At 58.3% G+C, this 18,248-nt stretch carries 13 protein-coding genes, 2 tRNA genes and 3 rRNA genes; 14 read left to right on the top strand and 4 right to left on the bottom strand.

The features are described 5' to 3' along the window. Positions 1-13 precede the first annotated feature (13 nt). The 14 genes from der to rrf all read left to right on the top strand — a co-directional run bounded on the left by der (position 14) and on the right by rrf (position 14,766). Positions 14-1,348 (top strand): ribosome biogenesis GTPase Der, encoded by a 1,335-nt coding sequence (gene der, locus H9K76_RS16700; RefSeq protein WP_187596459.1) that lies wholly within the window; start codon positions 14-16, stop codon positions 1,346-1,348. 115 nt (positions 1,349-1,463) lie between these two features. Beyond that, entirely contained in the window at positions 1,464-1,715 is a 252-nt protein-coding gene (gene hfq, locus H9K76_RS16695; protein WP_187596458.1) for an RNA chaperone Hfq, read from the top strand. 70 nt (positions 1,716-1,785) lie between these two features. After that, positions 1,786-2,967, top strand: a complete 1,182-nt coding sequence (gene hflX, locus H9K76_RS16690) for a GTPase HflX (RefSeq protein ID WP_246475071.1) — start codon at positions 1,786-1,788, stop codon at positions 2,965-2,967. Positions 2,968-3,019: 52 nt separating this feature from the next. Continuing rightward, positions 3,020-4,405, top strand: a complete 1,386-nt coding sequence (gene hflK, locus H9K76_RS16685) for an FtsH protease activity modulator HflK (RefSeq protein WP_187596457.1) — start codon at positions 3,020-3,022, stop codon at positions 4,403-4,405. 9 nt (positions 4,406-4,414) lie between these two features. Further along, positions 4,415-5,320, top strand: a complete 906-nt coding sequence (gene hflC, locus H9K76_RS16680) for a protease modulator HflC (RefSeq protein ID WP_187596456.1) — start codon at positions 4,415-4,417, stop codon at positions 5,318-5,320. Positions 5,321-5,358: 38 nt separating this feature from the next. Next, positions 5,359-5,547 carry a DUF2065 domain-containing protein gene (locus H9K76_RS16675; protein WP_187596455.1) on the top strand — a complete coding sequence of 63 codons (189 nt, stop codon included), beginning with the start codon at positions 5,359-5,361 and terminating at the stop codon, positions 5,545-5,547. A 74-nt stretch (positions 5,548-5,621) separates the two neighbouring features. Next, a complete protein-coding gene (locus tag H9K76_RS16670) occupies positions 5,622-6,770 on the top strand; it encodes an ATP phosphoribosyltransferase regulatory subunit (protein ID WP_187596454.1) in 1,149 nt (382 codons plus the stop codon). A gap of 33 nt (positions 6,771-6,803) precedes the next feature. Beyond that, positions 6,804-8,180, top strand: coding sequence for an adenylosuccinate synthase (locus H9K76_RS16665; protein WP_187596453.1), 1,377 nt, complete (start codon positions 6,804-6,806; stop codon positions 8,178-8,180). Between the two features lie 52 nt (positions 8,181-8,232). Next, on the top strand, positions 8,233-8,757 hold the full coding sequence (locus H9K76_RS16660) for a phosphoribosyltransferase (RefSeq protein WP_187596452.1): 525 nt from the start codon (positions 8,233-8,235) through the stop codon (positions 8,755-8,757). A 685-nt stretch (positions 8,758-9,442) separates the two neighbouring features. Next, a 16S ribosomal RNA gene (locus tag H9K76_RS16655) occupies positions 9,443-10,975 on the top strand. Between the two features lie 94 nt (positions 10,976-11,069). Beyond that, positions 11,070-11,146, top strand: a tRNA-Ile gene (locus H9K76_RS16650). A 30-nt stretch (positions 11,147-11,176) separates the two neighbouring features. Further along, positions 11,177-11,252 (top strand) — tRNA-Ala (locus H9K76_RS16645). A gap of 386 nt (positions 11,253-11,638) precedes the next feature. Then, positions 11,639-14,517, top strand: a 23S ribosomal RNA gene (locus H9K76_RS16640). A gap of 136 nt (positions 14,518-14,653) precedes the next feature. Then, positions 14,654-14,766: ribosomal RNA gene (rrf, locus tag H9K76_RS16635) — 5S ribosomal RNA — on the top strand. The 16S, 23S and 5S rRNA genes sit together here with 2 tRNA genes alongside, the layout of an rRNA operon. Before the next feature lie 267 nt (positions 14,767-15,033). On the opposite strand, the gene H9K76_RS16630 is transcribed toward rrf, so the two are convergent. From H9K76_RS16630 to fdxA, 4 genes are all read right to left on the bottom strand, one after another. Beyond that, the gene (locus H9K76_RS16630; protein ID WP_187596451.1) at positions 15,034-16,233 is read right to left on the bottom strand and encodes an amidohydrolase family protein; all 1,200 of its coding nucleotides are present in this window, start codon (positions 16,231-16,233) and stop codon (positions 15,034-15,036) included. Positions 16,234-16,289: 56 nt separating this feature from the next. Further along, the gene (locus H9K76_RS16625; protein WP_187596450.1) at positions 16,290-17,036 is read right to left on the bottom strand and encodes a TetR/AcrR family transcriptional regulator; all 747 of its coding nucleotides are present in this window, start codon (positions 17,034-17,036) and stop codon (positions 16,290-16,292) included. Positions 17,037-17,127: 91 nt separating this feature from the next. After that, on the bottom strand, positions 17,128-17,901 hold the full coding sequence (locus H9K76_RS16620) for a ferredoxin--NADP reductase (protein WP_187596449.1): 774 nt from the start codon (positions 17,899-17,901) through the stop codon (positions 17,128-17,130). Between the two features lie 15 nt (positions 17,902-17,916). After that, the gene (fdxA, locus tag H9K76_RS16615; protein WP_187596448.1) at positions 17,917-18,240 is read right to left on the bottom strand and encodes a ferredoxin FdxA; all 324 of its coding nucleotides are present in this window, start codon (positions 18,238-18,240) and stop codon (positions 17,917-17,919) included. Between the last annotated feature and the right edge of the window lie 8 nt (positions 18,241-18,248).

Raw genomic sequence — 18,248 nt, 5'->3', positions numbered from 1 at the left:
CTAGAAAAACAACATGAAGCCCGTTATTGCTTTGGTTGGGCGCCCCAATGTGGGCAAGTCCACCTTGTTCAATCGATTGACGAAATCGCGTGACGCCATCGTCGCCGACTTCGCGGGATTGACACGCGACCGGCATTACGGAAATGGGCGCCAGGGCAAGCACGAATACATCGTGATCGACACTGGCGGCTTCGAGCCGGATGCATCCTCCGGCATCTTCCGCGAGATGGCCAAGCAGACGCAGCAAGCGGTTGCCGAGGCCGACGTGGTCATTTTTGTGGTGGACGTGCGCGCCGGTCTCTCGGCGCAGGATCACGAGATCGCCAAGTACCTGCGCCGCCTTGGCAAGCCCGCCCTCTTGGTGGGCAACAAGGCGGAAGGCATGAAGGACAGCATGCACATGTCCGAGTTCTATGAACTCGGCCTGGGCGAGGTCTACCCCATCTCCGCTGCGCACGGCCAGGGCGTCCGCCCGCTGGTCGAGTTGGCGCTCGGTCAGCTGAATCTGCCCGACCCGGACGATGAGGAGGAGGACCGCGAGTCCGGTGTGATTCGCCTGGCGGTTGCCGGTCGCCCGAACGTCGGCAAGTCCACCCTGATCAATACCTGGCTGGGCGAAGAGCGTCTCGTCGCATTCGACATGCCCGGAACGACGCGCGACGCGATCTCGGTTCCCTTCGAGCGTCTCGGCCAGCGCTTCGAGCTCATCGACACCGCCGGCCTGCGCCGCAAGGGCAAGGTGTTCGAGGCCATCGAAAAGTTTTCCGTGGTCAAGACGCTGCAGGCGGTCGAGAACGCGCACGTCGTGCTGCTGCTGCTCGATGCCACGCAAGGCGTGACCGATCAGGATGCACACATCGCCGGCTACATTCTGGAGAGTGGCCGCGCCGTGGTGCTGGCCGTCAACAAGTGGGACGCCGTGGATGACTATCAGCGGCAGATGCTGGAGCGCTCGATCGAGACGCGCCTGTCGTTCCTGAAGTTCGCGCCCATGCACTACATCTCGGCCCGCAAGCGCCAGGGTATCGGTCCGCTGTGGACGTCCATCCTGCAGGCCTACAAGGCGGCGACATGCAAGATGCCCACGCCGGTGCTCACGCGCCTGCTGCTGGAGGCAGTGCAGTTCCAGACGCCCAAGAAATCCGGCATGTACCGTCCCAAGCTGCGCTATGCGCACCAGGGCGGCATGAACCCACCGGTCATCGTCATCCATGGCAATTCGCTCGAGCACGTGACGGACGCCTACAAGCGATTCCTGGAAGCGCGCTTCCGCAAGGAATTCAATCTTGTGGGCACGCCCTTGCGAATTGAAATGAAGACCTCACATAATCCTTACGCCGATAAATAATCGGTTAGGCGCTAGCACTAAAACAACAGCGATTCAAGCCCTTGCATGGTGTAAGGCTGGGCCGCTGTGGTAAGGTGTCGGTTTACAACAACGCTCTGAGAACACGGAGAATATCGTGAGCAATAAAGGCCAACTTCTACAAGATCCCTTCCTGAACGCACTGCGCCGCGAGCACGTGCCCGTTTCGATCTATCTGGTCAACGGTATCAAGCTGCAAGGGCAAATCGAATCGTTCGACCAATACGTTGTGCTGCTGCGCAACACGGTGACCCAGATGGTCTACAAGCACGCCATCTCCACCATCGTCCCCGGACGCGCTGTGAACTTCACCACGGCGGAAAACGCAGAAGCTGACAACAATCAGTAATATCGCCATTTGCATGGCGGTCACTCTTCGGCCGTCAGGTCGAGAGTTTTTTATTTGAAGGCTCTAGACTTTGAGCGTTGAAGCACCAGTCCCTGCACAAGGTAATGCCCCGGTCATTCTTGTCGGGGTCGATTTTGGAGCTCCCCATTTCGATGGGGAGCTTGAAGAACTCGGTCTGCTGGCCGAAACCGCGGGCCTCCGGCCCGTCGCCCGCCTGACCTGCAAGCGCAAGGCTCCCGATGCCGCGCTGTTCGTGGGATCCGGCAAGGCGGAGGAAATCCGTCTCCTGGCGCAGACCTACGGCGCCAGAGAGATTCTCTTCGATCAAGCCCTGAGTCCTGCCCAGCAGCGAAACCTCGAGCGTGCGCTGGAGCTCCCGGTGAACGACCGGACTCTGTTGATCCTTGAAATCTTCGCCCAGCGTGCACGCAGCCATGAAGGCAAGTTGCAGATCGAGCTGGCGCGCCTGCAATACCTCAGTACCCGCCTTGTCCGTCGCTGGTCTCACCTTGAGCGCCAGCGCGGCGGTATCGGTGCGCGCGGCGGCCCGGGCGAGACGCAGATCGAGCTCGACCGCCGAATGATCAATGACGCGATCAAGCGCACCAAGGAGCGCTTGGTCAAGGTCAAGAAGCAACGCAACACGCAGCGTCGCCAGCGCGAGCGCCGCGAAGTGTTCAGTGTCTCGCTGGTGGGCTATACCAATGCCGGCAAATCCACGCTGTTCAATGCGCTGGTGAAGGCCCGTGCCTATGCGGCCGATCAACTGTTCGCGACGCTCGATACCACCACGCGCCAGATGTACCTGGGAGAGGAGGTGGGCTCCATTTCCCTCTCGGATACCGTGGGATTCATCCGCGACCTGCCGCACGGCCTGGTCGACGCATTCCAGGCCACGCTGCAGGAGGCGGTCGAGGCCGACCTGTTGCTGCATGTGGTGGACGCCTCGAATCCGAACTTCCCTGAGCAGATCGACCAGGTGCAGCGTGTGCTGGCGGAAATCGGCGCGGACGAGATCCCGCAGGTGCTGGTGTTCAACAAGCTGGACGCGATCGCGCCGGAGCAGATGCCCGTGCGGATGCGCGACGAGTACGAGATCGATGGCCGCAGGCTGCCGCGCGTATTTGTGAGTGCTCGTGATGGCGCAGGCCTGCAGGTACTTCGCGACGAGCTGGTGAGCAGTGCGCTGGCGTTGGGTAAACACACGATGTCCCCTGAGCCTGCTGCTGAATTTCAGCCTGATGAACATTGATTGGCACAATACTTACCCATCAAGCGTCTAAGAGAACAAGAGACTGGTGAACATGAATCCTGACAACTTCGCATTTCGCTGGGCCAGCCTGCCCCAGCGCATACGCGGGATGTTCAATCTGAATGACCCTCGTTGGGGTCGTGGCGATGACAAGTCCGATGGCGGCTCGCAGCAGCCTTCGGACAATCAGCAGCCGCGCCCACCTCAAAATGGCCAGCAGCCCGATGGGCGTCAACGGGGTGGTCAGGGTAATTCCGGCCAGCCGCCGGACCTGGACGAAATGTTCCGTGACCTCAACCGCAAGCTCGCCGGCCTGTTCGGCGGCGGCAATGGCAAGGGACCGAACAACGGCAACAACAACGGCGGCTTCCAGCCCGGCATGAAGAATGCGGGTGTTGGCATCGGCGTGATTGCGGCCGTGGCGGCCGTGATCTGGCTGGGCACCGGCGTGTTCATCGTGCAGGAAGGCCAGCAGGCCGTCATCACGCAGTTCGGCAAGTACAAGTCGACCGTTGGTGCCGGCCTGAACTGGCGCCTGCCTTACCCCATCCAGAAGCATGAGCTGGTCTATGTGACGCGCATTCGCTCCACCGACGTGGGCCGCGACAGCATCATCAAGAGCACCGGCCTGCGCGAATCGGCCATGCTGACCGAGGATGAGAACATCGTCGAGATCAAGTTCGCGGTGCAGTATCGCCTGAGCGATGCGCGCGCCTGGCTGTTCGAGAGCCGTGATCCCGAAGGCACCATCGTGCAGGTGGCAGAGACGGCCGTGCGCGAGGTCGTCGGCAAGATGAAGATGGACTCGGCGCTTGCGGACGAACGCGATCAGATCGCGCCCCGCGTGCGTGAGCTGATGCAGAGCATCCTCGACCGCTACAAGATCGGCGCGGAAATCGTCGGCATCAACCTGCAGCAAGGCGGTGTGCGTCCGCCCGAACAGGTGCAGGCCGCATTCGACGACGTGCTCAAGGCAGGTCAGGAGCGCGTGCGCCTGCAGAACCTGGCGCAGGCCTATGCCAACGACGTGGTGCCGCGTGCCGCGGGCTCCGCTTCGCGCCTGAAGGAAGAGGCCGAGGCATACAACGCCAAGATCGTGGCCACGGCACAGGGTGATGCGGGACGCTTCAGCTCCGTGCTGACCGAGTACCAGAAGGCCCCGCAGGTCACGCGTGACCGCATGTACACCGACTCGATGCAGCAGATCTACTCCAACGTCACCAAGGTGGTGGTCGATTCCAGCAAGGGATCGAACCTGCTGTACCTGCCGCTGGACAAGATCATGCAATCGGTTTCGCAGGCCTCCAACACGGCCGCAGCCTCGGCAGCGGATGCTGCACCGGCAGCGACGCCACCCGCGGCGACTGCAGCCGCCGTACCCTCTATGGATGCACGCAATCGCGACCCGAATCGCTCGCGTGACCGTGACGCGCGCTAGGAGACAGACGTGAGCAAGATTGGATTTTGGATTACGTCATTGCTGATTGCGCTGGCGCTGGGCAGCTCGATGCTGTTCGTGGTGGATCAACGCCAGTTCGGCGTAGTCTATGCGCTGGGTCAGATCAAGGAAGTGATTACCGAGCCGGGCTTGAATGTCAAGCTGCCGCCGCCATTCCAGAATGTGCGCTACATCGACAAGCGCCTTCTCACGCTCGACAGCTCCGATACGGAGTCCATGCTCACTGCCGAGAAGCAGCGCGTGGTGATCGACTGGTATGTGCGCTGGCGCATTTCCGACCCATCGGCCTACATCCGCAATGTGGGCCCTGATGAAGCCGCGGGCGCGATGCAGCTGAACCGCGTGGTGCGCAACTCCTTCCAGGAGGAAGTGAATCGCCGCACCGTGCGCGAGCTGCTCTCCACCAAGCGCGATGCGCTGATGTCGGATGTGAAGCGCGAGGTGCTGGAAGCCGTTCGCAGCGGTGCCAAGCCATGGGGTATCGACATCGTCGACGTGCGCATCACGCGTATTGACTATGTGGAGGCCATCACCGCGTCGGTCTATGGTCGCATGGAGGCGGAGCGCCAGCGGGTCGCCAACGAGCTGCGCTCCACGGGGGCCGCCGAGGCCGAGAAGATCCGTGCCGACGCAGACAAGCAGCGCGACGTGATCGTTGCCAATGCCTATCGCGATGCGCAGAAGGTGAAGGGCGATGGCGATGCGCAGGCTGCCCGTGTGTATGCCGAGGCATTCGGCCGAGACCCCAACTTTGCCCAGTTCTATCGCAGCCTCGATGCCTACAAGTCGAGCTTCAGCAAGAAGAGCGATGTGATGGTGATCGATCCATCGTCCACGGAATTCTTCAAGAACCTGGTGGCACCAACGGCCACCGCGACGCGCGGCAGGCAGTGATGCGCGGTCCTCGATACCCGAACGCACACCTCGGTTAAATGGACTGGTCGCAAGCCCTCTGGACAGCATTGGCACTGCTGCTGATGTTGGAGGGCTTGCTCCCCTTTTTCTCTCCCGCAAGCTGGCGTCGCGCCATGATGCAGATCGCCCAGCTGCGCGACGGACAGATCCGGTTTTTTGGGCTGATTGCCATCGCTGCAGGTCTGGTGATTCTCCTGCTGCTCTAGTGGATGACCCGAACGATGCTGCTTGATTCAAAGCAGTCCGGTAGAATCACGGTTTTAACAGCACCCCATTTCCCATGTCTGCTTGGGTCCTGCCGGATCACGTCGCCGATGTTCTGCCCTCCGAGGCCCGGCGCATTGAAGAACTTCGCCGTGGATTGCTAGATACAGCCCGTAGCTACGGGTATGAGCTGGTGATGCCGCCGTTGCTGGAGCATTTGGACTCGTTGCTGACCGGCACCGGCGAGGCGCTGGACCTGCAGACGTTCAAGCTGGTCGATCAGCTCTCCGGCCGTTCCCTGGGAGTGCGTGCCGATACCACCCAACAAGTTGCCCGCATCGACGCCCATCTGCTGAACCGCAAGGGCGTGACGCGGCTGTGCTATTGCGGCCCGGTGCTGCATGCCTTGCCCGATCGTCCCCATGCAACGCGCGAGCCGCTCCAGTTCGGTGCGGAAATCTACGGCCATGCAGGCATCGAGGCCGACATCGAATCCGTCCTGCTTGCGCTCGAATGCCTGCGCGTGGCGGACGTACAGAACCCCAGCGTGGACCTGGCCGATGTGCGCATCGTGCGCAGCCTGCTTGCGGGAGTGCCTGCAGGCCTGCAGACTCTGGCCGGTGTGCACGCCGCGCTGGCAGTCAAGGATGCCAGCGAGCTGAAGGAACTGACCAAGTCGTTCCCCGAAGCATCGCGCAACGGTCTTCTGGCGCTGCTACAGCTGTATGGCGACGTCAAGGTCCTGGATGAAGCGCAGAAGGTGCTTGGGCACATCGCCGGTGTGAAGCCGGTGCTCGACGACCTGCGCACGACCGCTGCACGCATCAGCCCGGCGCGTGTCACCTTCGATCTGGCGCATGTGCGTGGCTATGCCTACTACAGCGGTGCCCGGTTTGCCATCTACGTTCCGGGCGCGAGCGATGCCCTGGTGCGCGGTGGACGCTACGACGAGGTGGGGGCCGTCTTCGGCCGCAATCGTCCGGCAGCGGGCTTCAGCCTGGACATCAAGCAATTGGTAGGTGCCGTGGCACCCCAGCCGCTCAAGGCCGCCATCCGTGCGCCCTGGGGTGTTGATGGCGACGTGGCGCAAGCCATCTCCGCGCTGCGCCGCCAGGGCGAAACGGTGGTCTGCGTGCTGCCGGGTCATGAGAGCGAAGTGGATGAGTTCCACTGCGACCGCGAATTGGTACAGGTAGCCGACCAGTGGGTCGTTCGCGCTATCTGACTTTGGATTTTTTAGCATTTGATCGGATTCGAAATGAAGACAAGCAAAGGTCGTAACGTTGTCGTCGTCGGCACCCAGTGGGGCGATGAGGGCAAGGGCAAGCTGGTTGATTGGCTGACCGAGAGCGCACAAGGCGTCGTGCGCTTCCAGGGTGGCCACAACGCGGGTCATACCCTTGTGATCAACGGCGTGAAGACTGCGCTGCACCTGATCCCCAGCGGCATCATGCGCCAGGGCGTGAAGTGCTACATCGGCAATGGCGTGGTGCTGTCGGCCGCGAAGCTGTTCGAGGAAATCGAAGGCCTGGAGAAGGCTGGCGTCGAAGTTCGCTCGCGCCTGCGCGTGAGCGAGGCCTGCCCGCTGATCCTGCCGTTCCATGCTGTGCTGGACGTGGCGCGCGAAGCTGCCCGCGAACGCGGTGGCGTCGAGAAGATCGGTACGACCGGCCGCGGCATCGGCCCTGCATACGAAGACAAGATCGCACGCCGCGCACTGCGCGTGCAGGACCTGAAGCACCCCGAGCGCTTCGCCGCCAAGCTGCGCGAGCTGCTGGCCCTCTACAACCACATGCTGGTGACCTTCCTTGGCTCCAGGGACATGCAGTTCGGCGACGCACTGAAGCCCTATCTGAAGGATGGCGAAGTGCAATTCGACGTGGTGTATGCGGAAGCGATGCGCCATGCGGAGCTGCTCAAGCCCATGATCGCCGATGTGTCCTGCGAACTCAATGCCGCCCACAAGGACGGTGCGAACCTGCTGTTCGAGGGCGCGCAGGGCACATTGCTCGACGTGGACCACGGCACCTATCCGTATGTGACCTCGAGCAACTGCGTGGCCGGCAACGCCGCCGCCGGCTCTGGTGTCGGCCCCGGTCTGCTGCACTACATCCTCGGTATCACCAAGGCCTACTGCACGCGCGTTGGCGGCGGCCCTTTCCCCACCGAGCTGGAATGGGAAAAGGAAGGCACGCCGGGTTATCACATGAGCACGGTCGGTGCCGAGAAGGGCGTTACCACGGGTCGCAGCCGCCGTTGTGGTTGGTTCGATGCGGCCCTGCTCAAGCGCAGTGCGCAAGTGAACGGACTGTCCGGTCTGTGCATCACCAAGCTCGATGTGCTGGATGGCCTGACCGAACTGCAACTGTGTGTCGGCTACGAACTCGACGGCCAGCGCATCGACCTGCTGCCGATGGGCGCGGAAGAGATTGCTCGCTGCATTCCCATTTACGAAACCATCCCCGGATGGACCGACTCCACGGTGGGCGTGACCAAGTACGATGAACTGCCTGCCAATGCACGCAAGTATCTGGAGCGCATCGAGGAAGTGACGGGCGTTCCTGTCGCCATGATCTCCACCAGCCCGGACCGTGACCACACGATCCTGATGCACAACCCCTACGCCGCCGAGTGATCCTCCGGCGTCACCACAAGAGCCCAACTGCTATCCGATCAGGAGTAAAAGAATGTTGACAGAAGACGGCAAGCACCTCTACGTCAGTTACGACGAGTACCACAACCTCATTGAAAAACTGGCACTCAAGGTGCATCAGTCGGGATGGGAATTCGACACCATCCTGTGCCTCGCACGTGGCGGCCTGCGCCCGGGCGACATGCTGAGCCGCATTTTCGACAAGCCGCTGGCGATCATGTCCACCAGCTCGTACCGCGCGGAATCCGGCACGGTCCAGGGACACCTGGATATTGCCCGCTTCATTACGACGCCCAAGGGTGAGATTGCCGGTCGTGTGCTGCTGGTCGACGACCTGGCGGATTCCGGCCACACGCTGAACGCAGTGATCGCCATGCTCAAGAGCAACTACGCTCCCATCACGGAGCTGCGAAGCGCCGTGATCTGGACGAAGGCGCTCTCGACCTTCACGCCGGACTACTCGGTGGACTATCTGGCCACGAATCCATGGATCCATCAGCCGTTCGAGACCTATGACAACCTGACGCCTGAGAAGCTCATGGAAAAGTGGCGCGTCTGATCATCCTTCATCCTGTCTGGATGTAGATAGACAAAGCAGTCATTCAAAGGGAAAGATGAAAATCTTTCCCTTTTTTGTTTTCTGGTCACCAAACCCGTCTACAATTCGTCCCTTCCTCAAGAAGAGCGGGGATTTTCCGGAGTGATCTGGATGGTTCTCAGAGGTTCTTGAAGAAATTCTCGAAACTTTGCCGATTGGGTTTAAAAGTCGGTATAGAATCGAGGGCTTCGCTGCTTGGAGGCGCTGACCGGGAAACTGGTTGATGTTGAAAGTGGTGGCGGTCTTGAAAGAGATTGCGAAGTTGGCGGATTGATTAAAAAATCGTGTTATACTTCAAGGCTTCGCTGCTCAAAACGACGTTTGGTTGCTCTGGGTTGCGGTGGTTGGGTTGGGTGGATCGGTTTTCCGGTTGATCCGATAAAGACCACAAAGTTTGACAGGTCTTTTTAAAACGTGTTAGAATTCAAGGCTTAGCTGATCGCAGCAAGCAAACGAAATCGGAGGGCCCCACGGGGTTGTTCAGGGTTTCGGGTTCATTAAAAACATACAGCCGATAAGCGTGGGCGTTTGATGGCGAATGCCAAGTTCTTCGGAACTATCAAACGCTCATAAACAGTATTGTTGAAGTTAATCTTCATCAATTCCATTTTTGAGCAAAGTCGAAAGACTTTAAATTTTCAAGATCGAACTATAGAGTTTGATCCTGGCTCAGATTGAACGCTGGCGGCATGCCTTACACATGCAAGTCGAACGGTAACAGGTCTTCGGATGCTGACGAGTGGCGAACGGGTGAGTAATACATCGGAACGTGCCCGATCGTGGGGGATAACGAGGCGAAAGCTTTGCTAATACCGCATACGATCTACGGATGAAAGCGGGGGATCTTCGGACCTCGCGCGGACGGAGCGGCCGATGGCAGATTAGGTAGTTGGTGGGATAAAAGCTTACCAAGCCGACGATCTGTAGCTGGTCTGAGAGGATGATCAGCCACACTGGGACTGAGACACGGCCCAGACTCCTACGGGAGGCAGCAGTGGGGAATTTTGGACAATGGGGGAAACCCTGATCCAGCCATGCCGCGTGCAGGATGAAGGCCTTCGGGTTGTAAACTGCTTTTGTACGGAACGAAAAGGTCTCTTCTAATAAAGGGGGCCCATGACGGTACCGTAAGAATAAGCACCGGCTAACTACGTGCCAGCAGCCGCGGTAATACGTAGGGTGCAAGCGTTAATCGGAATTACTGGGCGTAAAGCGTGCGCAGGCGGTTATGTAAGACAGATGTGAAATCCCCGGGCTCAACCTGGGAACTGCATTTGTGACTGCATGGCTTGAGTGCGGCAGAGGGGGATGGAATTCCGCGTGTAGCAGTGAAATGCGTAGATATGCGGAGGAACACCGATGGCGAAGGCAATCCCCTGGGCCTGCACTGACGCTCATGCACGAAAGCGTGGGGAGCAAACAGGATTAGATACCCTGGTAGTCCACGCCCTAAACGATGTCAACTGGTTGTTGGGAATTTGTTTTCTCAGTAACGAAGCTAACGCGTGAAGTTGACCGCCTGGGGAGTACGGCCGCAAGGTTGAAACTCAAAGGAATTGACGGGGACCCGCACAAGCGGTGGATGATGTGGTTTAATTCGATGCAACGCGAAAAACCTTACCCACCTTTGACATGGCAGGAAGTCCACAGAGATGAGGATGTGCTCGAAAGAGAACCTGCACACAGGTGCTGCATGGCTGTCGTCAGCTCGTGTCGTGAGATGTTGGGTTAAGTCCCGCAACGAGCGCAACCCTTGTCATTAGTTGCTACATTTAGTTGGGCACTCTAATGAGACTGCCGGTGACAAACCGGAGGAAGGTGGGGATGACGTCAAGTCCTCATGGCCCTTATAGGTGGGGCTACACACGTCATACAATGGCTGGTACAAAGGGTTGCCAACCCGCGAGGGGGAGCTAATCCCATAAAGCCAGTCGTAGTCCGGATCGCAGTCTGCAACTCGACTGCGTGAAGTCGGAATCGCTAGTAATCGTGGATCAGAATGTCACGGTGAATACGTTCCCGGGTCTTGTACACACCGCCCGTCACACCATGGGAGCGGGTCTCGCCAGAAGTAGGTAGCCTAACCGCAAGGAGGGCGCTTACCACGGCGGGGTTCGTGACTGGGGTGAAGTCGTAACAAGGTAGCCGTATCGGAAGGTGCGGCTGGATCACCTCCTTTCTGGAAAACAGCATTCAAGATTGAACGCCCACACTTATCGGTTGTTGGAACGCGAGCCTGATTGAGCAGTTGAGAGACTGCTGAATATGGGAATGGGTCTGTAGCTCAGCTGGTTAGAGCACCGTCTTGATAAGGCGGGGGTCGTTGGTTCGAGCCCAACTAGACCCACCAAACGTCCAATACCTGGTGAGAAGGAATCCTGGGGGATTAGCTCAGCTGGGAGAGCACCTGCTTTGCAAGCAGGGGGTCGTCGGTTCGATCCCGTCATCCTCCACCATCAACCCGCTTATCGAAGTATCGATTAGATCAACACCAAAGCAGTTTGGAAACAGACTTCTTTGTTGTTGGTTCCGGATTACCGGAGTCAATACGGCTGTTCTTTAAAAATTCATAGAGTCGAAATCAGCGTTGCTGGCGGAAAGCAGAAATTCGTAAAGGTTTTACTGCACCGTGCCGCCAGTGACAAATTTGATTGCGTCAAAACGAATAGACAAAAACTTTGTTTGTTCAAGTAATGACGAATCGTTCTCAAAGCGGTGATCCAGAGATGGATTGCGGCTAAAAGAATCATTCACATTACGGCATAACGCGTGAGGTGAGAGACCTCACATAAGTCTGAGATTCTTGCAGCGATGTATCTCGTAAGAGATGTCAAAGTTATAGGGTCAAGTGACTAAGAGCATATGGTGGATGCCTTGGCGATGATAGGCGAAGAAAGACGTGATAGCCTGCGATAAGCTTCGGGGAGCTGGCAAATAAGCTTTGATCCGGAGATTTCTGAATGGGGAAACCCACCCGCAAGGGTATCGTTGACTGAATACATAGGTCAACGAGGCGAACCGAGTGAACTGAAACATCTAAGTAGCTCGAGGAAAAGACATCAACCGAGATTCCGATAGTAGTGGCGAGCGAATTCGGAAGAGCCTTGCAGTGATAGTCATTGTGTTAACAAAACGGAATGGAAAGTCCGGCCATAGTGGGTGATAGCCCCGTATGTGAAAACACAGTGGTGGTACTAGGCTGCAGACAAGTAGGGCGGGGCACGAGAAACCCTGTCTGAATATGGGGGGACCATCCTCCAAGGCTAAATACTCATCATCGACCGATAGTGAACAAGTACCGTGAGGGAAAGGCGAAAAGAACCCCGGGAGGGGAGTGAAATAGATCCTGAAACCGTATGCTTACAAAAAGTCGGAGCCTCGTAAGGGGTGACGGCGTACCTTTTGTATAATGGGTCAGCGACTTACATTCAGTGGCAAGCTTAACCGAATAGGGGAGGCGTAGAGAAATCGAGTCCGAATAGGGCGTCTTAGTCGCTGGGTGTAGACCCGAAACCAAGTGATCTATCCATGGCCAGGATGAAGGTGCCGTAACAGGTACTGGAGGTCCGAACCGACTAGTGTTGCAAAACTAGCGGATGAGCTGTGGATAGGGGTGAAAGGCTAAACAAACTTGGAAATAGCTGGTTCTCTCCGAAAACTATTTAGGTAGTGCCTCAAGTATTACCTGCGGGGGTAGAGCACTGTTTTGGCTAGGGGGTCATGGCGACTTACCAAACCAAGGCAAACTCCGAATACCGCAGAGTACAGCTTGGGAGACAGAGCACCGGGTGCTAACGTCCGGACTCAAGAGGGAAACAACCCAGACCGCCAGCTAAGGTCCCTAAAATTGGCTAAGTGGGAAACGAAGTGGGAAGGCTAAAACAGTCAGGATGTTGGCTTAGAAGCAGCCATCATTTAAAGAAAGCGTAATAGCTCACTGATCGAGTCGTCCTGCGCGGAAGATGTAACGGGGCTAAGCCAGTTACCGAAGCTGCGGATGTGCAATTTATTGCACGTGGTAGGAGAGCGTTCTGTAAGCCTGTGAAGGTGTCTGGAGACGGATGCTGGAGGTATCAGAAGTGCGAATGCTGACATGAGTAGCGTTAAAGCGGGTGAAAAGCCCGCTCGCCGTAAGCGCAAGGTTTCCTACGCAACGTTCATCGGCGTAGGGTGAGTCGGCCCCTAAGGCGAGGCAGAGATGCGTAGCTGATGGGAAACAGGTCAATATTCCTGTACCGATCAATAGTGCGATGTGGGGACGGAGAAGGTTAGCTCAGCCAACTGTTGGATATGTTGGTTCAAGCCTGTAGTCGTGCCCGGTAGGCAAATCCGCCGGGCTAAGATGAGGGGTGATAACGAGTCTGCTTGCAGACGAAGTGAGTGATACCCTGCTTCCAGGAAAAGCCACTAAGCTTCAGCTATTGACGACCGTACCGCAAACCGACACTGGTGCGCGAGATGAGTATTCTAAGGCGCTTGAGAGAACTCAGGAGAAGGAACTCGGCAAATTGATACCGTAACTTCGGGAGAAGGTATGCCCCAAGTAGGTGGACTCGTACAGAGCGAGCCCAAAGGGGTTGCAAAAAATCGGTGGCTGCGACTGTTTAATAAAAACACAGCACTCTGCAAACACGAAAGTGGACGTATAGGGTGTGACGCCTGCCCGGTGCTGGAAGATTAAATGATGGGGTGCAAGCTCTTGATTGAAGTCCCAGTAAACGGCGGCCGTAACTATAACGGTCCTAAGGTAGCGAAATTCCTTGTCGGGTAAGTTCCGACCTGCACGAATGGCGTAACGATGGCCACGCTGTCTCCTCCTGAGACTCAGCGAAGTTGAAATGTTTGTGATGATGCAATCTCCCCGCGGAAAGACGGAAAGACCCCATGAACCTTTACTGTAGCTTTGTATTGGACTTTGAACAGATCTGTGTAGGATAGGTGGGAGGCTTTGAAGTGAGGACGCTAGTTCTCATGGAGCCAACGTTGAAATACCACCCTGGTGTGTTTGAGGTTCTAACCTAGGTCCCTTATCGGGATCGGGGACAGTGCATGGTAGGCAGTTTGACTGGGGCGGTCTCCTCCCAAAGTGTAACGGAGGAGTTCGAAGGTACGCTAGTTACGGTCGGACATCGTGACGATAGTGCAATGGCATAAGCGTGCTTAACTGCGAGACTGACAAGTCGAGCAGATGCGAAAGCAGGACATAGTGATCCGGTGGTTCTGTATGGAAGGGCCATCGCTCAACGGATAAAAGGTACTCTGGGGATAACAGGCTGATACCGCCCAAGAGTTCATATCGACGGCGGTGTTTGGCACCTCGATGTCGGCTCATCTCATCCTGGGGCTGTAGTCGGTCCCAAGGGTATGGCTGTTCGCCATTTAAAGAGGTACGTGAGCTGGGTTTAAAACGTCGTGAGACAGTTTGGTCCCTATCTTCCGTGGGCGCTGCAGATTTGAGGAAGCCTGCTCCTAGTACGAGAGGACCGGAGTGGACACACCTCTGGTGTACCTGTTGTCACGCCAGTGGCATCGCAGGGTAGCTATGTGTGGAAGAGATAACCGCTGAAAGCATCTAAGCGGGAAACTCGTTTCAAGATGAGATCTGCCGGGGCCTCGAGCCCCCTGAAGGGTCGTTGTAGACCACGACGTTGATAGGCTGGGTGTGGAAGCGCAGTAATGCGTTAAGCTAACCAGTACTAATTGCCCGTGCGGCTTGACCCTATAACTTTGATATGTTCAAAGACTTGTAGTTATGCCAAGTACGCAATCAAATTAACCTCAATACGATTGAGCTGATTGAAGACTCTATGAATTCGCAACGCAGTTCACCAAATGAACTGCCAAGCACCCAGTTATGCCTGATGACCATAGCAAGTTGGTCCCACTCCTTCCCATCCCGAACAGGACAGTGAAACGACTTTGCGCCGATGATAGTGCGGGTTCCCGTGTGAAAGTAGGTCATCGTCAGGCTCTTACAGCCCAAACCGCCCTCCACTCGACAGAGTCGGAGGGCGTTTTGCTTTGGGGGCGCCACAATCGCACAGCACTCCATTGCAGGGGCATGAAAAGGGCTCCCTCTGCCCTGTAGAACATCTCCTCACCTGGCCACACCGCAGAGGCCGGGACTGACCCGCCGGGGGCACTCCCGGCCTCTGAACTCAAGACAAGCAAGAACCGTTCTACAGGGTAGTGCCTTATGAAGAAGCGATCCCCAACAAAAGAAGCCCCCGCATAAGCTCAATGCCCGGCGCCAACGACAACCGGAATCTCCATCGCCGGCGGCGTATTCCTGCTTCTGCCGCACCGAACCAGCCCATCGATCATCACCATCCCCACACCCGGAATATCCCCCAGTTGAACACTGTCGAACAGCGTCCTCCCGGCCGTATGCTGTGCGCGATCGAGGAAGACGAAGTCGGCGGCACGGCCCACTTCGATGAGGCCGCAGTTGAGATCACGCATCCTGGCGGTGTTGCCCGTCGCAAAGCAGAACACGAGCTCGGCAGGGATGTTCCCCAGGCTTGACAGCAGGGCAATCATCCGCAGGATGCCCAAGGGCTGCGCACCTGAGCCTGCAGGGCCGTCCGTGCCGAGGATGATGCGGTGTGGGCATTTGAGGGCAATCGCTGCGTGAGCGGCCGCGATGGCGATTTTTTCGTTGCCGTTGTGGACGATCTCGATGCCGCGGCTGGACTTCTCGCAGAGTTCGCAGACATGTGCCTCGGGCAAGGCGGTGTGGCCTCCGTTGATGTGGCCGATGATGTCGGCGTCGGCTTCCAGCACCACGTCCTTGTCGATCAGGCCGGAGCCCGGGATCGAGGGGCCGCCCGTATGGATGGTGCTCTGGATGCCATATTTGCGTGCCCATGCCACCATGCGCTGGGCTTCCTCGCCTGCCTTCACCGTGCCCAGGCCGACTTCGCCGAGCAGCTTCACGCCAGCTTCGGCCAGTTCCTTGAAGTCTTCCTCGACCATGCCCTTTTCGATGACCGGAGCCCCGGCAAGCACCTTCACGCCTGCGGGCCGGAAATTGTCGAATGCACGTTGTGCGGTGATGGCCAGGGCTTTCAGCCCGACCACGTCCTTGGGGCGGCCCGGCAGATGGACCTCGCCAGCAGAGATCATCGTGGTGACGCCGCCATGCAGCGTGGACTCGATCCAGCCGAGCTGGTTCTGGCGCGGAGTCCAGTCGCCGAAGACGGGGTGGACGTGGCTGTCGATCAGTCCGGGGCACAGGCAGGTGCCGCGTGCGTCGATCAGCGTGCGGGGTTCGCTGGTGTCGCAGTCCTTTTCCTTGCCGACGGCGCTGATGATGCCGTCGTTGACGACGACGGTATCGGCGTCGAGCAGCGGGTTGTCGATGTTCCCGGAGATCATCAGCCCGATATTCCTGATGACGACCTTGCCCGATTTCTCTGCAACTGCTGCTTCTGCCATGACTGTCGACTCCTTGTGGTTTATTGAAGAAAAAGCCGCGGCGCTGTCGCCGTGCACTAGCTGCGCCGCGTGGGGGCGGCGCGTTTTATGGGCGTGGCTGCTGAGGTTCCCGGGAGGGCTGCTGCCGCCACAGCGGTCGTGCGCAGCACGCTCTCGATCGCGAAGGATTCCCAGTGCGCGAGGGCATCGGGCGTATCCAGGCTCTCGCCCAGGAATGATGCAAGCGTGAAGCGATTGGACTGGTAGAAATAGCCCATCGCGGCAATCATCAGGTAGAGGTCTCTTGCGGAAATGTCTGCCCTGAACAAGCCTTGCTGCACACCACTTGCCAGGACGCGGTCCAGGATGCCGATGGCGGGGGAGGAGTGGGCGCCCTTGTTCTTCGACTTGGCAAGATGCTTGCCGCGGTGCAGGTTTTCCTCGTTGAGCAGGGTGACGAATTCGGGGTGTTCGCGGTAGTAGCGAATGATGAATTTCACGATGATCTCGAGCGACTGCCCGGGCTGCTGCATGTCCAGCGTCAGTGTGGCTTCGGCCTGGTTGAAGCGGCTGTAGATCTCCTCGATCACGGCGAGGAACAGGCCTGCCTTGCTGCCGAAGTAGTAGTAGATCATGCGGTCGTATGACTTGGCTGCCTTGGAGATCTGCTCGATGCTGCCGCCGTCGAAGCCGCTTTTGGAAAACACCTTGATGGCCGCGCGCAGCAGGCTGTCGCGCGTGGCCTGGGCAGCCAGCTCGCGCACGCCGGGTTTGCGTGCGGCAGTGCCGTTGCTGCTATTGCTGATCTTGCTTCGAGTGGTCATGATGGAGTGATCGCATGGTCTGTTTCTCTGCGCACGATGCTAGTGCACGCCAATGCAGGTTGCGCTTCCATAAAGGTTGTGGCGACGGGCATCATTGCTCGGCGAAGGCGCGCTCGATCACGAAGGCTCCGGGCGTGGAGGTGTTGCCCTCGGAGAAGCCGCGATGCTCGAGCAGGGTCTTGAGGTCGCGCAGCATCGCCGGGCTGCCGCAGATCATCACCCGGTCCTCCTCCGCATTGAGCTGTGGAATGCCGAGATCGCTGCAAAGCCTGCCGCTGTCCAGCAGATCGGGAATGCGGCCTGTGTTGCGAAAGCTCTCGCGTGTGACGGTGGGGTAGTAGCGCAGCTGGCTGGCCACCATGTCGCCCAGGAATTCGTGGGCGGGCAGGGTCTGCTGCAGCAGGTCATGGTAGGCGAGTTCGTTGGCCTGGCGCACGCCGTGTACCAGGATCACCTCCTCGAAGCGCTCATAGGTGGACGGATCGCGCACGATGCTCATGAACGGCGCGAGGCCTGTGCCGGTCGCGAGCATGTACAGGCGCTTGCCTGGAAGCAGGTAGTCGACGACGAGTGTGCCGGTCGGCTTTCGCCCGACGATGATCGAGTCCCCGGGCTGGATGTGCTGCAGCCGCGATGTGAGCGGGCCGTCCTCGACCTTGATGCTCAGGAACTCCAGGTGATCTTCGTAGTTGGCGCTGGCGATGCTGTAGGCCCGCAGCAGCGGCTTGTCGTTCACGCGCAGTCCGATCATCGTGAAATGGCCGTTGCTGAAGCGCAGGCCCGGATCGCGCGTGGTGGTGAAGCTGAAGAGGCGATCGGTCCAATGGTGCACGCTCTGCACGCGTGCTTCGATGAAGGCGCTCATGGCGTCACGTCCTTATCAAAGAGGAAACTGCGACAGCTTGTCGGGAACGTCCTTCCACTTGTCCGCATCGGGCAGCGGAAGCTTGGTTCTGGAGATCGTGGGCCAGTCGGGTGCGAGGCGCCTGTTGATCTCGATGAACTGCATCATTTCGGCGGGTACATCCTCTTCCGCGTAGATGGCATTCACGGGACATTCCGGAATGCAGACCGCGCAATCGATGCATTCGTCGGGGTCGATGACGAGGAACTCCGGCCCCTCCTTGAAGCAATCCACGGGGCACACATCCACGCAGTCGGTGTACTTGCACCGAAGGCAGCTGTCGGTCACTACATGTGTCATTGCACTCA

Source organism: Diaphorobacter ruginosibacter (genome assembly GCF_014395975.1).
In the GTDB taxonomy this organism is placed as follows: domain Bacteria; phylum Pseudomonadota; class Gammaproteobacteria; order Burkholderiales; family Burkholderiaceae_C; genus Diaphorobacter_A; species Diaphorobacter_A ruginosibacter.
The sequence above is the reverse complement of the archived record's forward strand: the minus strand, read 5'-3'. Positions and strand labels throughout refer to the sequence as shown.

Excerpts from the sequence above, each read along its gene's own strand:
- der (WP_187596459.1), top strand. The coding sequence starts at position 14 with ATGAAGCCCGTTATTGCTTTGGTTGGGCGCCCCAATGTGGGCAAGTCC.
- hflK (WP_187596457.1), top strand. The coding sequence starts at position 3,020 with ATGAATCCTGACAACTTCGCATTTCGCTGGGCCAGCCTGCCCCAGCGC.
- H9K76_RS16675 (WP_187596455.1), top strand. The coding sequence starts at position 5,359 with ATGGACTGGTCGCAAGCCCTCTGGACAGCATTGGCACTGCTGCTGATG.
- H9K76_RS16670 (WP_187596454.1), top strand. The coding sequence starts at position 5,622 with ATGTCTGCTTGGGTCCTGCCGGATCACGTCGCCGATGTTCTGCCCTCC.
- H9K76_RS16665 (WP_187596453.1), top strand. The coding sequence starts at position 6,804 with ATGAAGACAAGCAAAGGTCGTAACGTTGTCGTCGTCGGCACCCAGTGG.
- H9K76_RS16660 (WP_187596452.1), top strand. The coding sequence starts at position 8,233 with ATGTTGACAGAAGACGGCAAGCACCTCTACGTCAGTTACGACGAGTAC.
- H9K76_RS16630 (WP_187596451.1), bottom strand. The coding sequence starts at position 16,233 with ATGGCAGAAGCAGCAGTTGCAGAGAAATCGGGCAAGGTCGTCATCAGG.
- H9K76_RS16625 (WP_187596450.1), bottom strand. The coding sequence starts at position 17,036 with ATGACCACTCGAAGCAAGATCAGCAATAGCAGCAACGGCACTGCCGCA.
- H9K76_RS16620 (WP_187596449.1), bottom strand. The coding sequence starts at position 17,901 with ATGAGCGCCTTCATCGAAGCACGCGTGCAGAGCGTGCACCATTGGACC.
- fdxA (WP_187596448.1), bottom strand. The coding sequence starts at position 18,240 with ATGACACATGTAGTGACCGACAGCTGCCTTCGGTGCAAGTACACCGAC.